This is a genomic window from Aphanizomenon flos-aquae FACHB-1287 (assembly GCF_014698755.1).
Lineage (GTDB): Bacteria > Cyanobacteriota > Cyanobacteriia > Cyanobacteriales > Nostocaceae > Dolichospermum > Dolichospermum flosaquae.
In genome coordinates, this window is sequence record NZ_JACJTO010000026.1 from 24651 (window position 1) to 41030 (window position 16380).

A 16380-nucleotide genomic window follows, 5' to 3' on the forward strand; every position below is an offset into this window, starting at 1 on the left:
GAGACTTTATTTATCCAATTCCCAAATTAATCTAAAGCTGGTACTAAAAAATTAACACTATTTATTCTAGAATCAACGATGTCAACCGTAAATTCGACACTTTTATCATCAATCTGCTTTTCAAAAGGTATCACTACATTAATAGTAGACAAAGTTCCTGGTGTATTTGGAGGCAGAGGCGTAATAGGAATAGTTTTATCTCCTGTACCCGTCTCAGTTATACTTAGATCGTTATTTTTTTTGCTCGCAGAAACATAGCTAGGGATTATACCATCTGCACTCTTAACGATAAACTGAGTTGGTAGCTGAAATGCTGATGGAGTTTGAATACTTGGTTCTGTGATAGTTACTGATGGAGTTTGAATACTTGGTCTTGTGATACTTACTGATGGAGTTTGAATACTTGGTCTTGTGATACTTACTGATGGAGTTTGAATACTTGGTCTTGTGATACTTACTGATGGAGTTTGAATACTTGGTCTTGTGATACTAAATACGGATTGTGCTTGAACACTTTCATGTATTAAAGTTGATAGTAAAATAGCTAACATCAACTCTTTAACTTCCAAACTATTGATAGACTTGATTTGTAGTGTCATTGTATTTAGTCCTTTATTTCAACACATTAGTGTAACTTTTATATAAGTATTGGTAATACATTAGCTGTAAGCTTTTGTAATTAAAACTTCTACCTCCCTAGGGAACAGAAGAGATAAAACACCTTAAAACCAATACCCTTTAACCCTTTCAATCTTGTTACACAGAAAAGTACATAGATTAATTCTCACACTTATTAATTCCATTGTCAATAATCTTGCTAGAAAAATCCGATTTTGTATTAGTCTTAATTCCAAAATTGGTTTAATATCTTTAATATAATTCTCTTTTAAACGCTTGTAGTATCAGTCTTATCTCTATAATTATCTTCCTTAAAACCTCTCATCACAGCAATGTTCTGTATTGTGCTAAATATTTTCTGCGTGAAAAATAGTTTGGTAAAAGGTAAATAATTACCAATTACCAACTAACCAAAATTAAGCTTTCTTCAACCAACTAAACATGGCACGTAAATCTTTACCAACCGCCTCAATAGGATGTTCCGCTTCTTGACGACGCATAGCAGTAAAACCAGGTTTACCCGCTTGGTTTTCCAACACAAACTCCCGCGCAAATTGTCCAGATTGAATTTCGCTGAGGATTTTCTTCATTTCCGCTTTAGTGTCAGCAGTGACAACGCGAGGACCACGAGTATAATCACCATATTCGGCAGTATTAGAAATACTATCACGCATTGTTGCTAAACCACCTTCTACCACCAAATCAACAATTAACTTGACTTCGTGCAAACATTCAAAATAAGCTAATTCTGGTTGATATCCCGCTTCTACCAGAGTTTCAAACCCAGCTTTAATTAAAGCACTCAAACCCCCACATAATACCGCTTGTTCCCCAAATAAATCCGTTTCAGTCTCTTCGCGGAAAGTAGTTTCTAAAACACCGGCGCGTGTACCACCAATACCTCTAGCATAAGCCATAGCGCGATCGCGTGCGTGACCAGTGGCATCTTGATAAACTGCAAATAACGCAGGTACACCTTGTCCTTGTTCATAAGTACGACGGACTAAATGTCCTGGTCCTTTAGGTGCAACCATCACCACATCAATATTAGTCGGGGGTACAACTTGTCCAAAATGGATATTAAAACCATGTGCAAAAGCTAAAACGTTTCCAGCTTCTAAATTTGGCTCAATTTCGGTTTTATAAATAGTTTTTTGAACCTCATCAGGTAATAAAATCATGATGAAATCAGCAGCTTTAGCAGCATCAGCCACATTTTTGACAGTCAACCCAGCAGATTCCGCCTTTGCTGTAGACTTACTACCGGGGTATAATCCCACAATCACATTAACACCGCTATCTTTTAGATTCAGCGCGTGAGCATGACCTTGAGAACCATAACCAATAATAGCAACGGTCTTACCTGCTAAAAGATCTAAATTAGCATCTTCATCATAATACATACGCGCCATAGAAGCATCTCCTGTTCGTAATAGTTGTTGTCAAATTGGCAGAATTTTTATTGTATCGCAAACTGTTCAGTTGTCAGTTGACCAATCAGCAAACTCTCACAACCGTGCTAACTAAACCCTGATAAATGGATAATTTCTGACCGTTGCATCAAAACTAATTATGGCCTTCGTGGAGCGTGCCTAACGCATCCCTATACATATAAAATATCTATCTCTACTCTTAATTTAATCCCAAAATAAAATAGTTATTTATTCAAATTGCAAAATTCAAAATTATCGCCTATAATGAAAATGTGAACTGCATGGGGCTTTAACGGTTTCGACAGGTTGGCGAAAGCTACTCTGTGATTCAGGTCGAGAGCGAGTCATCTCTCGCAAATCAAAGACTCGAAAAAAAAGTAAATGCGAACAATATCGTAAAATTTGCTCGTCGGGAAGCTCTAGTAGCAGCCTAAGAAACCTCTTTCAGGTTCGAGCGTCTTTAATTTGACTCCGTTAAGGATTAAAGACCTAACCCCCAACGGATGCTCCAACAAGCGTTCTCTGGTTGGCTTGGAGGCTAAGATTAAATCAGAGCATCCTACGTTCGGGATAATGAACGATTCCCGCCTTGAGGGTCAGAAAGGCTAAACCTGTGAACGAGTGGAGGGTTAATACCCAGTTTGGACATGGGTTCGACTCCCATAAGCTCCATTTTCAATAGTTATTTAACCCGCTAAACACTTGAATGTGTCCGCGGGTTTTTTGTTATTGTAGAGGCCTTTGACATACTCACCGACCTGAAGGTGTGGTGATTCTTGACACTTCAATGAAACACGCCACAAGTGGTCTTATCGTCCCTCCATGTCCGTTTAAAGTCTCCCAATGCCATAAGGCGACTATGACCAAATTTTAACATAAAGCTGTCCTAGAAGGACGGGGCTTGTGTCCCGTCTTTTCGGTCATGGAATGTCTCTATAATGAACATCCCGTTCCCAAATAATTTATTGGTGCGGGATGTATTTATAGTTAGGCTTGCTTTAAAGCATCCCGTTTTTTGCGATCTGCTGTCAAAATATCCGCCATGACTATCAGCGCTTGCGCCATTTTTTCTAGATTAGAACTGTATAGTTCTAGATCTTTGATCAGTTTCTCTTCAGAGATATGTAACCCCTTAGCGATCGCTTTAAGTGCTTCACCCTTTTGCTGATCATCTTTAATCAGTTCAGGATCTGACAACACCAACAATGCAAACAAACCAACCCCAAATAAGCGACTATATTTAAAGTGGGAATTGGCCACAACCGCCTGTAGTTGCTGTTGCAAATCCCCATCCTGATCTAAGGAAGTTACTTGGCTCAGGCTGAGAATCAAATCCTTCACCGGTAAACTAACAGCCAAAGTTTGCAATCTGGAGGCATCTTGTCGGTAGCGGTGGGGGTCTTGTTCCACAGCTTGACAGATAGCTCGGAAAATTGACTCTTTGTCCTGTTCTGGTTGGTAGCCTTCCATGAAGCGGTCAAAAGTTGTGACAACGCCCAGGGCATAAATCGCATCATAGCTAAAATCAACATTGACTGATAGCAGATGCATTTCTACCATCAACTCTTCCACTACCCGGCGGTAAATAGTATTAATTGGCCTGGTATGAAGGGTGTAAAAGGTTCTTTTTGTATCAGATACTGTACGGACGTTATTCACAAAGAAAATTTTAGTAAAGACCTATTCCTATTCTCTAGTTTGACACTCTCAGCGACTAAATCCGCTGAGATTTTGCGGATAGAATTAAACTTAGGGTAATATCTGATCACCGAAAGTGGATGTTTCGCCATTCTTTTTCTCGCTACGACTGTCAAATGCCGTCTACCAGGTCACTCTAAGTCAAGCTTAGATTTCTAGTTACTTTTTTGTTTTTAATGCTTTCAGAGTCCATCACCAAGCCAAGTCATGGTACGCTCAACATCCTGCTATTATTAGCTCTTTTTGTGTTACCTTTCAATGGGTGTACTAAGTTGCAGGGATTTCTCCCATATTAGGATGCTTCAACACGCCGATAGTTTTTCTTAATCACAACCTGATTTTAACACAAAAAATCCATGCCGTTCGTTTACCACTTACCAGGTATTTTTATCAACTAATCACATCCCAGAGGGTTAGTACAATAAAACCGAACTTTGTAAAGAAACGTAAAGTTGCCTCTTGCCTTTTGTCTAGTGCTATAAGGACAATTTTTAACGCTCAGAAGCTATACTTCGCGGTACATCATTTACAGCTTCGTCTTCGGTCTCAAAGACTTCAAATACATTATCCATCATTGTTTTTTCAAACATGAGCTTGGCTTCTGGATGAATATTACAAATGCGAAAACTGCCCCTAACCTTGCTAGTATCACGCATACCAGCTACTAAGCAAGTCAGACCAAAACTATCAATAAAATTGACTTGCCCTAAATTGACAATAATATGAGGAATGTATTCAGAAATACACTCCTTTAATTTGAGACAAAGTTGCCAAGTAGTGGTAATGTCCAAACGACTGGTGGGTGTCAATACCATGATGGTATTACCGTCTTCAGTTGTATAGGTTTTTTGATCTATATTAACCATTACACTGATACTTTTTTGCTAATATTTGCTAATCAACACTCTCACCAAGACTTGTTTTCGGTCGGTTTGACCAATCCTTATTTCTAGGTAAAATTTGCTTTAACCAGGTTATAAAAGTTTGTTATCCTAGTAATAGGATTTAGGATGATGCCTGAGTTAGTTTCCAGTTTATCCAATCTTGAGGTTTTAGGAAAGTCTCATACAACTCAGCTTCAGGAGAATTAGGTTCTGGTTGGTAACCATATTCCCAACGAACTAACGGTGGTAGAGACATGAGAATTGATTCTGTGCGTCCATTGGTTTGCAGTCCAAAGATTGTACCTCGGTCATAAACCAAGTTAAATTCTACATATCTACCACGACGGTATAATTGGAAATTGCGTTGGCGATCGCCGTACTCAAGCCCATGTCTACGCTCTACAATTGGCACATAAGCAGACAAAAACGCCCCAGCACAGTCTTGAATCAAAGCAAATATATCTTCCCAAGTTCGTGATGGTAACTGGCCCACCTGATTGCTATAACTAGCTGCTTCTCCATGGGGTTCTGGACCGCGATAGATAGAACCTTGACCATCTTGGTAATCTAAAAATAAACCACCGATTCCTCGGGTTTCACCCCGATGTTTCAGATAAAAATATTCATCACACCACCGTTTAAACACAGGATAATATTCGGGATGGTGTTGATCACAAGCTTGTTTAAAAGTGTGATGAAAATGTACTGCATCTTCAGCAAAGGGATAATAAGGTGTTAAATCCGCACCACCTCCAAACCACCAAACCGGACCTGCCTCAAAATAGCGATAATTTAAATGAACTGTAGGTACATAGGGATTGCGTGGGTGTAATACCAAAGAAGTACCAGTTGCATAAAATCCATGTCCTGTAGCTTCTGGACGCTGGGCTAAAATAGAAGGGGGTAAATGAGAACCCCAGACTTCAGAAAAATTCACACCGGCCTGTTCAAAAATTGCGCCATTGCACAGTATACGCGATCGCCCGCCCCCACCTTCTGGACGCTGCCAACTATCTTCTCGGAACTTTCCCGCCCCATCTAACTTCTCTAAACCTTGGGTAATTTCGTCTTGCAAGTTCTGCATAAACTGACTAACTCTAGCTTGAGCATTAACACCAGGGAGAAAATCAGATGAATCTTTGATGATAGTGGGGGTTTGCGCGTTGGTTAACATAGATTCCCGAACCTAAAATTACAATTCCTAAACAATTACAAATTTTTCTTTTGACATACTCACCGACCTGAAGGTGAGGTGATTCTTGACACTTCACATAGAACACGCCACAAGTGGTCTTATCGTCCCTCCATGTCCGTTTAAAGTCTCCCAATGCCATAAGGCGACTATGACCAAGTTTCAACATAAAGCCGCTGGCACGGAACTAACTCCAATCTACACTATTATATCTGAAGACCAGTTTTCACACTCATAGAAATAATTCTACCATTCTATAGAATTGCATATAAATAATCTTATTATTCTGATTACAGATTTTTTACATAGTTTTTCCCAGGAGGAAGAGTTTGAGTACAATTCTTTTCAAGATCACAAATACCTAGACAAAATATAAAGCAATGTTAAGCATTGTCAAAATTCCATGGAACAGATCAAAACAGTCCCAAGTTGGTTATCTAAATTAATTCATCGCCAACGTCGGCGGTTTTGTGCGTCCTTAGTACGTACTTATCGAGAGATCAGTTCTGCTTCCGTAGATGAACTGTGGCAGAAAGTAGTTGATTTAACAGATATTTCTTGGCATCCCCTCCTCAAGAGTACCAATGTTCCATTAGGATTAGTCCCCAAACCCGGGTTGATTTTCCAAGCAATGCCAAGGTTTTGGCCAATTCCCATCCAAATTTTTGTTGAACGGGTCAATCCTAAACAGGTGTTAAGTATCCGTGTCTTAGCTATTCCTGGCATTGAAGAAAGAGTCACATATCAAGTAGAATCAACGGTCTGTGGGTCTTATTTGTCTTATTCGGTGACCTTACGTGGTTGGTTATCACCGGTAATTTGGTTGTTATCTCGTCCTTATGTAGATCGGGTAGCCCGTGCGCTGATAGAATCGGTAGAAAATCGACGATTACCGCCAAAAAAATCTCTCAATGGTAGTTGCTTTGATTTTTAGAGGATTCAGATATGAGGTGGAAATTCTTGACAACTGACAACTGACAACTGCCCCATTAAAGTTAAGATTTTAGTATCTGTCAATGAAAATTTTTTAAGCTTTATAGAAGCGGTAACGGTAAACACACTATGTATGATGTTCTAGATTCCCACTCAGTCCTAAAAGTGTTGCGACCAGTAGAAGATCCAGAACTTCGCAAAAGTCTGGTAGAACTAAATATGATTCGCAACGTCAAAATTGACGGTGGCAAAGTTAGTTTCACTTTGGTGTTAACCACTCCTGCTTGTCCATTACGGGAATTTATAGTTGAAGATTGTCAAAAAGCTGTTAAAAAGCTTCCCGGTGTCACAGATGTAATTATAGAAGTAACAGCAGAAACACCCCAGCAAAAAAGCTTACCAGATCGGCAGGGCGTACCTGGAGTGAAAAATATTATTGCTGTTTCTAGCGGTAAAGGTGGTGTTGGTAAAAGCACAGTAGCTGTTAATATTGCTGTAGCTTTAGCACAAACTGGGGCGAAGGTCGGTTTATTAGATGCAGATATTTACGGACCCAATGATCCGACAATGTTGGGTTTAAGTAATGCTGAAATTAATGTCCGGTCTACAGCCGCAGGGGATATTCTCGAACCAGCATTTAATCATGGTGTAAAACTGGTTTCCATGGGTTTTTTAATTGACCAAGATCAGCCAGTAATTTGGCGTGGTCCCATGCTCAATGGTGTAATTCGTCAGTTTCTCTATCAAGTGGAATGGGGAGAACTGGATTATTTAATTGTGGATATGCCTCCGGGAACTGGAGATGCTCAGTTAACTTTAGCCCAATCCGTACCAATGGCAGGGGTAGTAATTGTCACCACACCACAAACAGTAGCTTTGTTGGATTCCCGGAAGGGGTTGCGGATGTTCCAACAGTTAAATGTCCCAGTTTTGGGAATTGTGGAAAATATGAGCTATTTTATCCCTCCGGATCAACCGGATCAGCAATATGACATTTTTGGTTCTGGTGGTGGTTCAAAAACAGCTGCAGAATTAGGAGTTCCTTTGTTAGGATGTGTACCATTAGAAATTTCTACCCGAATTGGCGGTGATAACGGTGTGCCAATAGTAATTGGTGAACCCAACTCAGCCGCAGCCCAAGCACTGAGAGCGATCGCTCTCACTGTAGCAGGTAAAGTATCAGTTGCAGCTTTGACATAAGTAAAGGCAAGAGGTAAGCGGCAAGAAAAAGATCAATATTCTTCCTGTCCCTGTGCCCCTGCCCCCTATTCCTCTGACCAACTCCCTCCTCACACAATGTTATCAAAATCTTCGTTCCCTAAAATTCGTTGGCAATCTTGGCTTAAACCTTGGCAACAAATGGACGGGCTACTATTTTTTCTACCTGTTGCTGTTAGTATATTCGGGGGGCTGATGATTCTGAGTACAGAACTCAAGCAACCTGTCACTGACTGGTGGTGGCACTGGTTAATAACCGCTATAGGTTCAACTATCGCTTTATTTTTAGCCCGTTGCCGCTATGAAAGTCTTATGCACTGGCATTGGTTTATTTACGGGCTAACGAACTTTAGTTTAATAGCTGTAATGTTCGCCGGTACTAGTGCTAAAGGTGCACAGCGTTGGATTAGTATTGCCGGTTTTCATGTTCAACCCTCAGAGTTTGCCAAAGTAGGGTTAATTATTACCTTAGCTGCGTTGTTGCATAGACAAACTGCTTCTACTCTTGAAAGTGTTTTCCGTGTCTTGGCAATTACGGCTGTCCCTTGGGCATTGGTATTTTTACAGCCGGACTTGGCCACATCACTTGTATTTGGGTCAATATTCTTAGGAATGTTGTATTGGGCAAATGCTAACCCCTGTTGGTTAATACTCATGATTTCTCCAGTTATAGCAGCCATCTTATTTAGTATATCTTGGCCATTATCAACACCCATAGTTTTATACAAAGAAATATCTTTAAGTATATTAGGTTTAATATGGGCAGTAGCGATGGGGATAGTCGGCTGGTTTAGTCTTCCCTGGAAGCGGTTTGGCATTAGCACTATTATGTCATTATGTCTAAATATGCTCGGTGGTGAACTAGGCATTTTTGCCTGGAATCATATTTTAAGGGAATATCAAAAAAACCGACTGAGTGTATTTATCAACCCTGAACATGATCCTCTAGGTGCTGGTTATCACCTAATTCAATCTCGCATTGCTATTGGTGCCGGTGAAGTTTGGGGTTGGGGTTTATTTAAAGGTCCCATGACTCAACTAAATTTCGTTCCTGAACAACATACAGATTTTATTTTCTCGGCTGTTGCTGAAGAGTTTGGTCTTGTGGGTTGTTTAATTCTCCTATCTGTCTTCTGTTTGATTTGCTTGCGCTTGCTTCATGTAGCTCAAACAGCCAAAGATAATTTTGGTTCACTTTTAGCTGTTGGTGTTTTGTCTATGATTGTGTTTCAACTGATTGTTAATGTTGGTATGACAGTTGGTTTAGCACCAGTGGCGGGAATCCCTCTACCGTGGATGAGTTATGGACGTTCGGCCATGCTGACTAACTTTATTGCCATCGGTATAGTAGAATCTGTAGCTAATTATCGTCAACGTCAAAAGTATTATTGAGTAGGAGTTCAGGAGGCAGAAGGTAGAAGGAAAAATAAAATTCCCTACCCCCTGTTTCCTGTTCCCTGTTGCCTAATAAGCATTAAGCTATTAGTAAGAAACTATTCGAGGTGAATATGATGATCCTACCTGGAGCAACTGTTCGGGTCAAAAATCCCGCAGATACATATTATCGGTCTGAAGGACTTGTACAACGGGTTAGTGATGGTAAGGTAGCTGTATTATTTGAAGGCGGTAATTGGGATAAAATAATTACTTTCCGCTTAACAGAATTAGAACCGGTTGAAACTACAATCCCAAAAAAAGGGAAATAGTAATTTAGTTATTAGTCAGTGGTCATTAGTTATTTTCTAAGACTATTGACTAATACCCAAAAAATTCTGCATTCTGAACTTCTTTTTAATTGCTTATGCGTCTGCCTTTACCACAGTTTGCTATCATTAATAGCAATTCTCATCACTTTGCAGAGATAATTGAAACCACAAGTACGGAATTTTTGGCTCAGTGTTTAGAACCAGAAGACTTGAGTTTTCCACCAATGCCACCTTTTGGTAGTTGGGTTTGCGCCGTAGATGAAGAATCAGGAAATCAAATTTATGCTGTAGTTTATCATGCCACAACTATGCCGATTGATTCTGTACATCGGGCAGTAGCACTGGGATTATCTTTACAAGCTTTGCGAGAGGAACAACCCCAAATATTTTCCATGCTCAAAACTGAATTTCGAGCAGCGATTGTAGGATTTAAGGAAAAATCTATAAATATTGGTAATAATAGTAGAGTATATCAATACTTGCCGCCCCGTCCGCCACAAATTCATCAAGCTGTTCTTCACTGCGAACCAGAGGCAATTATTCAATTTACGGAAGCATTAGATTTTTTACGAACATTACTTTTTATCACTGGTGCACCTGTAGATTCTTTAGCGGCTGCTGCTATTAGAGGAGTATATCAGTTGCGTAAAAACGATCGAGAATGGTTAATTAAAGCTGGAAGACATCTAAGTATGTTACTCAAAGATGATTATGATCGTCTACGTTTTATTTTAAGTCAAATCCACCCCTAATCTTTTACAATTATGGAAACATGACTGTTACTTGGGAGAGATATCCATTAAAAGTGGGCAATTTCCAATGTAAAATATGACAGTTGTATTAGATGCTGTGAATGTGATTGAGCGTTATACCCTACCCGAAATGGGCGATTTGTGGAGTGAGGCTTATAAGCTGAAGACCTGGCTAGATGTAGAAATCGCAGTTTGCGAAGCACAGGCAGAACTGGGTTATATTCCAGCAGCAGCAGTAGAGGAAATTAAGGCTAAGGCCAATTTTGACCCCCAACGGGTGTTAGAAATTGAGGCGGAAGTTCGTCATGATGTGATTGCTTTTTTGACAAATGTTAATGAATATGTAGGTGATGCAGGACGCTATATTCACTTAGGTTTAACTAGTTCTGATGTTTTGGATACTGCTTTATCGCTACAATTAGTTGCTAGTCTGGATCTGTTGTTAAAACGCCTAGAAGATGTCATTGAGGCAATTCGTAAAAAAGCCACTACCCATCGAAATACGGTGATGATTGGGCGATCTCATGGTATTCACGCTGAACCTATTACCTTTGGCTTTAAGTTAGCTGGTTGGTTAGCGGAAGTGTTGCGACACCAGGAACGTCTGCAAGTTCTCAAGAAAACCATCGCTGTTGGTAAGATATCTGGTGCGGTGGGAACTTATGCTAATGTTGAACCGCGCATAGAAGCGATCGCTTGTGCGAAACTCGGACTTAAACCCGATACTGCTTCCACTCAGGTAATTTCCCGTGATCTTCATGCTGACTTTGTGCAACAATTAGCACTACTGGCTGCATCCATAGAACGTTTTGCTGTGGAAATTCGCAACTTGCAAAAAACAGATGTTTTAGAAGTTGAAGAATTTTTTGCTAAAGGACAAAAAGGCTCTAGCGCTATGCCTCATAAGCGTAATCCCATCCGTTCTGAACGGTTAACGGGTATGGCACGGTTGGTGAGAAGTCATGCAGGAGCAGCATTAGAAAACGTCGCTTTGTGGCACGAACGGGATATTTCTCACAGTTCCGTAGAACGGGTAATTTTACCAGATGCTTGCATTTTAACTCATTTTATGCTACATGAAATCACCAACTTGGTAAATAATCTGTTGGTTTATCCCGAAAATATGGCACGGAATCTCAATTGTTATGGTGGGGTAGTCTTTAGTCAAAGGGTATTACTCACCTTAATTGATAAGGGACTGAATCGAGAAGAAGCATACTCCATAGTCCAAGAAAGTGCCCACGCTGCTTGGAACAAACCAGAAGGCAACTTTCGTGATTTAATCAGTACAAATCCTCGCGTCACTCAAAACTTGTTACCTACAGAGATAGAAGCCTGTTTTGATCCACAACATCATTTCCAGCATTTAGAACAAGTTTATCAACGACTAGGTATTTAGAACCGGATTGGGAATAGGTAATTAGTAATAATTTTTCCTCTGTTCCCTATTCCCTGTTCTCTTAATTTTCATTAGAAGCTATAATCAGTAGTTGTCAGTATAAATAAAGCACCCTTGCTAATTTAATCAAATCGGGGACATACCTATGATTGAAGTTCTAGCTATATTATCTGCTGGCGCTGCTGCTGGTATGAGAATAGGTATACCTCTACTAATTATTGGCATTCTCCAGGGTGATCAACTCTGGTCACAGATGCCAATATTATCAGGTATTTCTCCCCATATTTTAATCGGACTATTCACTAGTTTGTCTTTATTTGAATTGTTCGCGTCTAAAAGACTTATCGGCCAAAGAATCATCCAGCAAGTTCATTTATTTTTGTCTCCTTTAGTAGGAGCTTTAATGGGATTGTCTGTCGCTTCATCGGTGCAAACACCAATCTGGTTAGTTGTCTTAATTGGTGGTTTATTGGCTTTGGTATTTCAGCTAGTTTCCGTAGGTTGGTTTTATCGTTTACGTGGTTTGCCAATATGGGCAGCATTTATGCAAGATATCCTCTGTGTTACACTTGTACTCTCTGCTGTTGATGATCCTATTAAAGGAGGATTAATCGCTTTAATCCTGCTATGGTTGGCTATTATTAGCGGAAAATACTGGTATGACTGGTATAAATATGGCAGAGAAGGGCAGAGGAAATAATTCTTACCCATTACCCATTATCAAAACTAATGTAAAAGTCCAATTGCGTGCAATAAGCCTTTACCAGTAAGCAATTCAATCATCAACCCGATGAAACCTAGCATGGCTATCCGGCCATTCCACACTTCCGCACTGGTGGTAATTCCCCATTCCCAACGTTCTTGAGGATACATTTTCACTCTTTTTTTCATTTGGGTGACTTGAGACAGTTTCAAATCAGGTTGTTGAAGAACATCAATGATCAAGTCTGATAGGGCTTTAATAAATACAGGATTAGTATTAGGCGCGGGGACGCGTCCAAAGTTGTGTATTCCCGCTTGTTCAGCTATTTCTCGATATTCAATGTCAATTTCTTGTAGTGTTTCGATATGTTCAGAAACAAAACTAATGGGGACAACTACCAGATATTTCACACCTTTTGCCCCCAGTTCATTCAGTGCATCTTCTGTATAGGGTTGTAGCCATTCTACAGGACCGACACGACTTTGATAGGCTAGAGTGTGGGGATTAGGACGGTTAAGGGTTTGCATAATTAAGTTTGTGCATTCCTCAATTTCTTGTTGGTAGGGATCTCCTGCTTCCTCGACATAACTCTTAGGCACACCATGGGCACTAAAAAAGATATGTACATGATCAGGATGAGGAAATTTCTCAATTTCTCCAATTATAAGTTCTGCCATTGCTTGCAGATAACCTGATTCTTTGTACCAAGAAGCGATAACGGTATATTCAAGATCTTGAAGTTTGGGGTTTTCCTTCCACAGTTGTTCTAATAACCGAAAACTAGAACCGCTGGTACTAATGGAAAACTGGGGGTAAAGTGGCAGAATTACTAACTTATCAATGTTATCCTGGGTAAGTTGGGCGATCGCTTCTTCTGTATAAGGATGCCAATAACGCATTCCCACATAGATATTAGCTTCCTGTCCTAATTCACTCAACTGGGATTTAATCGCTTCTCCCTGCTCTTCTGTAATCCGTCGCAGGGGAGAACCGCCGCCAATTTGCTTATAATTTTCTTGAGAGGTTTTTTCTCTGCGTGTAGCAATAAACCAAGCTAGGGGTTTTTGCATCCAACGAAATGGTAAACGAATAATTTCCGGATCTGAAAACAGATTATATAAAAACGGTCCGACATCTTCGAGTTTATCGGGACCTCCGAGATTAAGTAATAATACCCCTATACGACCCATAGCAGTTACTTTCCCCCAATCTTTACAGATTTTTTACTAATGTTAACAATATATCTTTATTAAATATAAAGCTTTATCGGCAGGAAAAATGTCATGGCAACAATTTTTAGAGACTTGAGTTACAGATACCAATGGTTATATAATGGCATATCCCGATTAGCGGCTGTAATTGTGGGTGGTGAGGCCAAGTTTCGACAATTGGCTTTACAAAATTTAAAATTACAATCAGATACTCAGATTTTAGATTTATGTTGTGGTAGTGGTCAAGTAACTAGATTTTTGGTAGATTTTTCGGAAAATGTTATCGGTTTGGACGCTTCCCCATTATCTATACAGCGATGCCAGAAAAATGTGCCAAATGCTACGTATATAAAAGCTTTTGCTGAGGATATGCCTTTTACCGATAATTTATTTGATGTGGTACATACTAGCGCGGCTTTACATGAAATGCAGCCGGAACAACTGCGAAAAATTATTGCTGAAGTTTATCGAGTATTAAAACCAGGTGGGGTTTTTACTGTGGTGGATTTTCATTCCCCAACAAATCCGATATTTTGGCCGGGGTTGACGCTGTTTTTCTGGTTGTTTGAAACTGAGACGGCCTGGGAATTATTGAAAACGGATTTACCTCGGTTGTTAGGAGATTATGGTTTTGATGTGGGTAAACCTAGTTTATACGCTGGTGGGAGTTTGCAGGTAATTCAGGGTAGGAAGATGATTGAGAATGTCCCAAATTTTCCAGAGAAATAAATCATCTAGGGAAAAGTTAAAGCTGGTTTAAACAGATTATTGGAAATAATCTAATATCATAGTGCTTATTTTTTGGATACAACATGATTTAGGATAATTTAGGGCGGTTTTACCCGCCTCTACTTTCAGTTAAACATTTAAGGGTTTTTTAGTGGGAATAGGTGGATGTTGACCATGATTATTCTCAATGGGGATAGAGACAATGGCTTCTTTGCCTGTAATTAATCTTGCGCCACGATTGCGGGTAAAATAACTCCATAACCATTGAATCATCACAACTAACTTATTATCAAATTCAATCAAGAAGTAGATATGAATAAATAACCAAACAAACCACGCAAAGAAACCTCTCAGTTTGATAAATCCTAAATCAACAACTGCGGCGTGTTGTCCAATCATTGCTAAACTACCTCTATCCACATACTTAAAATGGCGTAGAGTTTCACCTTTGAGGCGTTTCTGAATCAGTTTAGCAACATATTCACCTTCTTGCATGGCGACTGGTGCAACTCCCGGTAAGGGTTTATCATTTTGATGGGAAAAATTAGCCAAGTCACCAACTACGAAAATGTTGGGATATCCTTTAACAGTTAGGTCTGGTTCTACCATAACACGACCAGCGCGATCGCTCTCAACTCCGGTCTTATCTGTCAAAACTTTCCCCATGGGTGAGGCTTTTACACCCGCAGCCCATAATACGGTTTTTGCAGCAATTTCTTTAACTTCGTCACCCTGCTTAATCGTCACAATATCATTTTCAATATGTGTTACTAAGGTTTTAGTTTGCACATCTACACCCAAAGCAGTTAAAGATGCTGCTGCTGTGTGGGATAATTCCGGTGCAAAGGGGGGAAGAATCCGATCTAAACCTTCTAATAATAAAACCTTTGTTTCTGATGTGTCAATGTTGCGGAAATCTTCTTTTAGGGTTTTGGTTGCTAATTCAGCGATCGCTCCCGCCAATTCTACCCCAGTAGGACCTCCACCGACAATGACAAAAGTTAACAAAGCTTGACGTTTTATCGGATCATTTTCCTTTTCAGCGGCTTCAAATGCTGAAAATATCCGTCGACGCATTTCAATTGCATCTTCCACGGTCTTTAAACCCGGTGCAAATTCCTCCCAGCTATCCTTACCAAAATAGGAATGCTTCGCGCCTGTGGCGACTATTAAGGTATCATAGGGGACTGTTTCTTCACCAACTATCACCCTTTGGGCGTTAGTATCAATATCATTGACTTCACCTAACAGCACTTTGGTATTCTTACTCTTGCTGAGGACGGAACGCAAGGGAGAGGAAATATCCGCTGGGGATAATGCACCTGTAGCGACTTGGTACAGAAGTGGTTGGAAAAGATGAAAATTACGTTTATCAATCAAGGTGATTTGTATATTGGCTTTGTCCAGGGACTTAGCAGCGTATAGACCACCAAAACCACCGCCAACAATGACGACTTGATGAACTGGTTTCTTTTCAGATACACTAACCATAACAGGTATTTCCTTCCATAACAGATGTTGTCACCATTCTTAACAAATTTGTATCAAAATTGTCACAATTATTTCTGTTTATTTTGAACTTCTTAAAGAAAAATAAAAGTAGTGAATTGGTCAGGAGCAAGAAAGAAGAAGATAATTTTCCCCTTTTCTTGCATATACGCTTGGCTTTGGTCGATAGTCGCTCTGACGACCTGTTTCTCTCTTATTTCCCCATCCTCCAAGCCTTAGATAGTCCCATCTCCCCCGAATAAAAATCACTCCCGTGTTAGGAAACAGGGGAAACGCATCTTATCAATAAGGGCTATTCAATCTCAATAATGACCAAAATATTCGCGTTAATGACCACTTATTGACAATATTTTATTCCATTACTATGACCCTGAAAAATCAATCGAACGATAAAT

Annotated in this window: 15 protein-coding genes and 1 other RNA gene; 9 read left to right on the plus strand and 7 right to left on the minus strand. The window is 39.9% G+C overall.

All coding sequences use genetic code 11. The annotated features are described in order from the left end of the window. Positions 1-26: 26 nt before the first annotated feature. Entirely contained in the window at positions 27-599 is a 573-nt protein-coding gene (locus tag H6G44_RS13185; RefSeq protein ID WP_190386934.1) for a hypothetical protein, read from the minus strand. Between the two features lie 435 nt (positions 600-1034). After that, positions 1035-2030, minus strand: coding sequence for a ketol-acid reductoisomerase (ilvC, locus tag H6G44_RS13190; RefSeq protein ID WP_190386935.1), 996 nt, complete (start codon positions 2028-2030; stop codon positions 1035-1037). 304 nt (positions 2031-2334) lie between these two features. Between ilvC and ssrA the strand changes: the two genes are divergently transcribed. Continuing rightward, positions 2335-2726, plus strand: a transfer-messenger RNA (tmRNA) gene (gene ssrA, locus H6G44_RS13195). A 312-nt stretch (positions 2727-3038) separates the two neighbouring features. Here ssrA and psb29 read toward each other — a convergent pair. From psb29 to hemF, 3 genes are all read right to left on the minus strand, one after another. Continuing rightward, complete coding sequence (gene psb29 / locus H6G44_RS13200) at positions 3039-3710, minus strand: photosystem II biogenesis protein Psp29 (protein ID WP_190386936.1); 672 nt, start codon at positions 3708-3710, stop codon at positions 3039-3041. A gap of 530 nt (positions 3711-4240) precedes the next feature. Next, positions 4241-4615 carry an STAS domain-containing protein gene (locus H6G44_RS13205; RefSeq protein ID WP_190386937.1) on the minus strand — a complete coding sequence of 125 codons (375 nt, stop codon included), beginning with the start codon at positions 4613-4615 and terminating at the stop codon, positions 4241-4243. Between the two features lie 139 nt (positions 4616-4754). After that, positions 4755-5807 (minus strand): oxygen-dependent coproporphyrinogen oxidase, encoded by a 1053-nt coding sequence (hemF, locus tag H6G44_RS13210; protein ID WP_190386938.1) that lies wholly within the window; start codon positions 5805-5807, stop codon positions 4755-4757. A gap of 421 nt (positions 5808-6228) precedes the next feature. Here hemF and H6G44_RS13215 point away from each other — a divergent pair, with 421 nt between their 5' ends. From H6G44_RS13215 to H6G44_RS13245, 7 genes are all read left to right on the plus strand, one after another. After that, positions 6229-6759, plus strand: a complete 531-nt coding sequence (locus H6G44_RS13215; RefSeq protein ID WP_190386939.1) for an SRPBCC family protein — start codon at positions 6229-6231, stop codon at positions 6757-6759. A gap of 128 nt (positions 6760-6887) precedes the next feature. Further along, on the plus strand, positions 6888-7958 hold the full coding sequence (locus H6G44_RS13220; protein ID WP_190386940.1) for an Mrp/NBP35 family ATP-binding protein: 1071 nt from the start codon (positions 6888-6890) through the stop codon (positions 7956-7958). A gap of 96 nt (positions 7959-8054) precedes the next feature. Further along, positions 8055-9368, plus strand: a complete 1314-nt coding sequence (gene rodA, locus H6G44_RS13225) for a rod shape-determining protein RodA (RefSeq protein ID WP_190386941.1) — start codon at positions 8055-8057, stop codon at positions 9366-9368. A gap of 119 nt (positions 9369-9487) precedes the next feature. Then, the gene (locus H6G44_RS13230; RefSeq protein ID WP_190386967.1) at positions 9488-9682 is read left to right on the plus strand and encodes an NAD(P)H dehydrogenase subunit NdhS; all 195 of its coding nucleotides are present in this window, start codon (positions 9488-9490) and stop codon (positions 9680-9682) included. 95 nt (positions 9683-9777) lie between these two features. Beyond that, positions 9778-10434, plus strand: a complete 657-nt coding sequence (locus tag H6G44_RS13235; protein ID WP_190386942.1) for a hypothetical protein — start codon at positions 9778-9780, stop codon at positions 10432-10434. Between the two features lie 103 nt (positions 10435-10537). After that, entirely contained in the window at positions 10538-11833 is a 1296-nt protein-coding gene (gene purB, locus H6G44_RS13240; RefSeq protein ID WP_190386968.1) for an adenylosuccinate lyase, read from the plus strand. Between the two features lie 145 nt (positions 11834-11978). Continuing rightward, positions 11979-12533 carry a DUF4126 domain-containing protein gene (locus tag H6G44_RS13245; protein ID WP_190386943.1) on the plus strand — a complete coding sequence of 185 codons (555 nt, stop codon included), beginning with the start codon at positions 11979-11981 and terminating at the stop codon, positions 12531-12533. 26 nt (positions 12534-12559) lie between these two features. Here the strand turns inward: H6G44_RS13245 and hemH are convergent, their stop codons facing one another. Further along, the gene (gene hemH, locus H6G44_RS13250; RefSeq protein WP_190386944.1) at positions 12560-13726 is read right to left on the minus strand and encodes a ferrochelatase; all 1167 of its coding nucleotides are present in this window, start codon (positions 13724-13726) and stop codon (positions 12560-12562) included. Between the two features lie 93 nt (positions 13727-13819). On the opposite strand from hemH, the gene H6G44_RS13255 reads away from it, so the two are divergent. Further along, complete coding sequence (locus tag H6G44_RS13255) at positions 13820-14476, plus strand: class I SAM-dependent methyltransferase (protein ID WP_190386945.1); 657 nt, start codon at positions 13820-13822, stop codon at positions 14474-14476. Positions 14477-14605: 129 nt separating this feature from the next. On the opposite strand, the gene H6G44_RS13260 is transcribed toward H6G44_RS13255, so the two are convergent. Further along, positions 14606-15967, minus strand: a complete 1362-nt coding sequence (locus tag H6G44_RS13260; RefSeq protein WP_190386946.1) for an NAD(P)/FAD-dependent oxidoreductase — start codon at positions 15965-15967, stop codon at positions 14606-14608. Positions 15968-16380 lie beyond the last annotated feature (413 nt).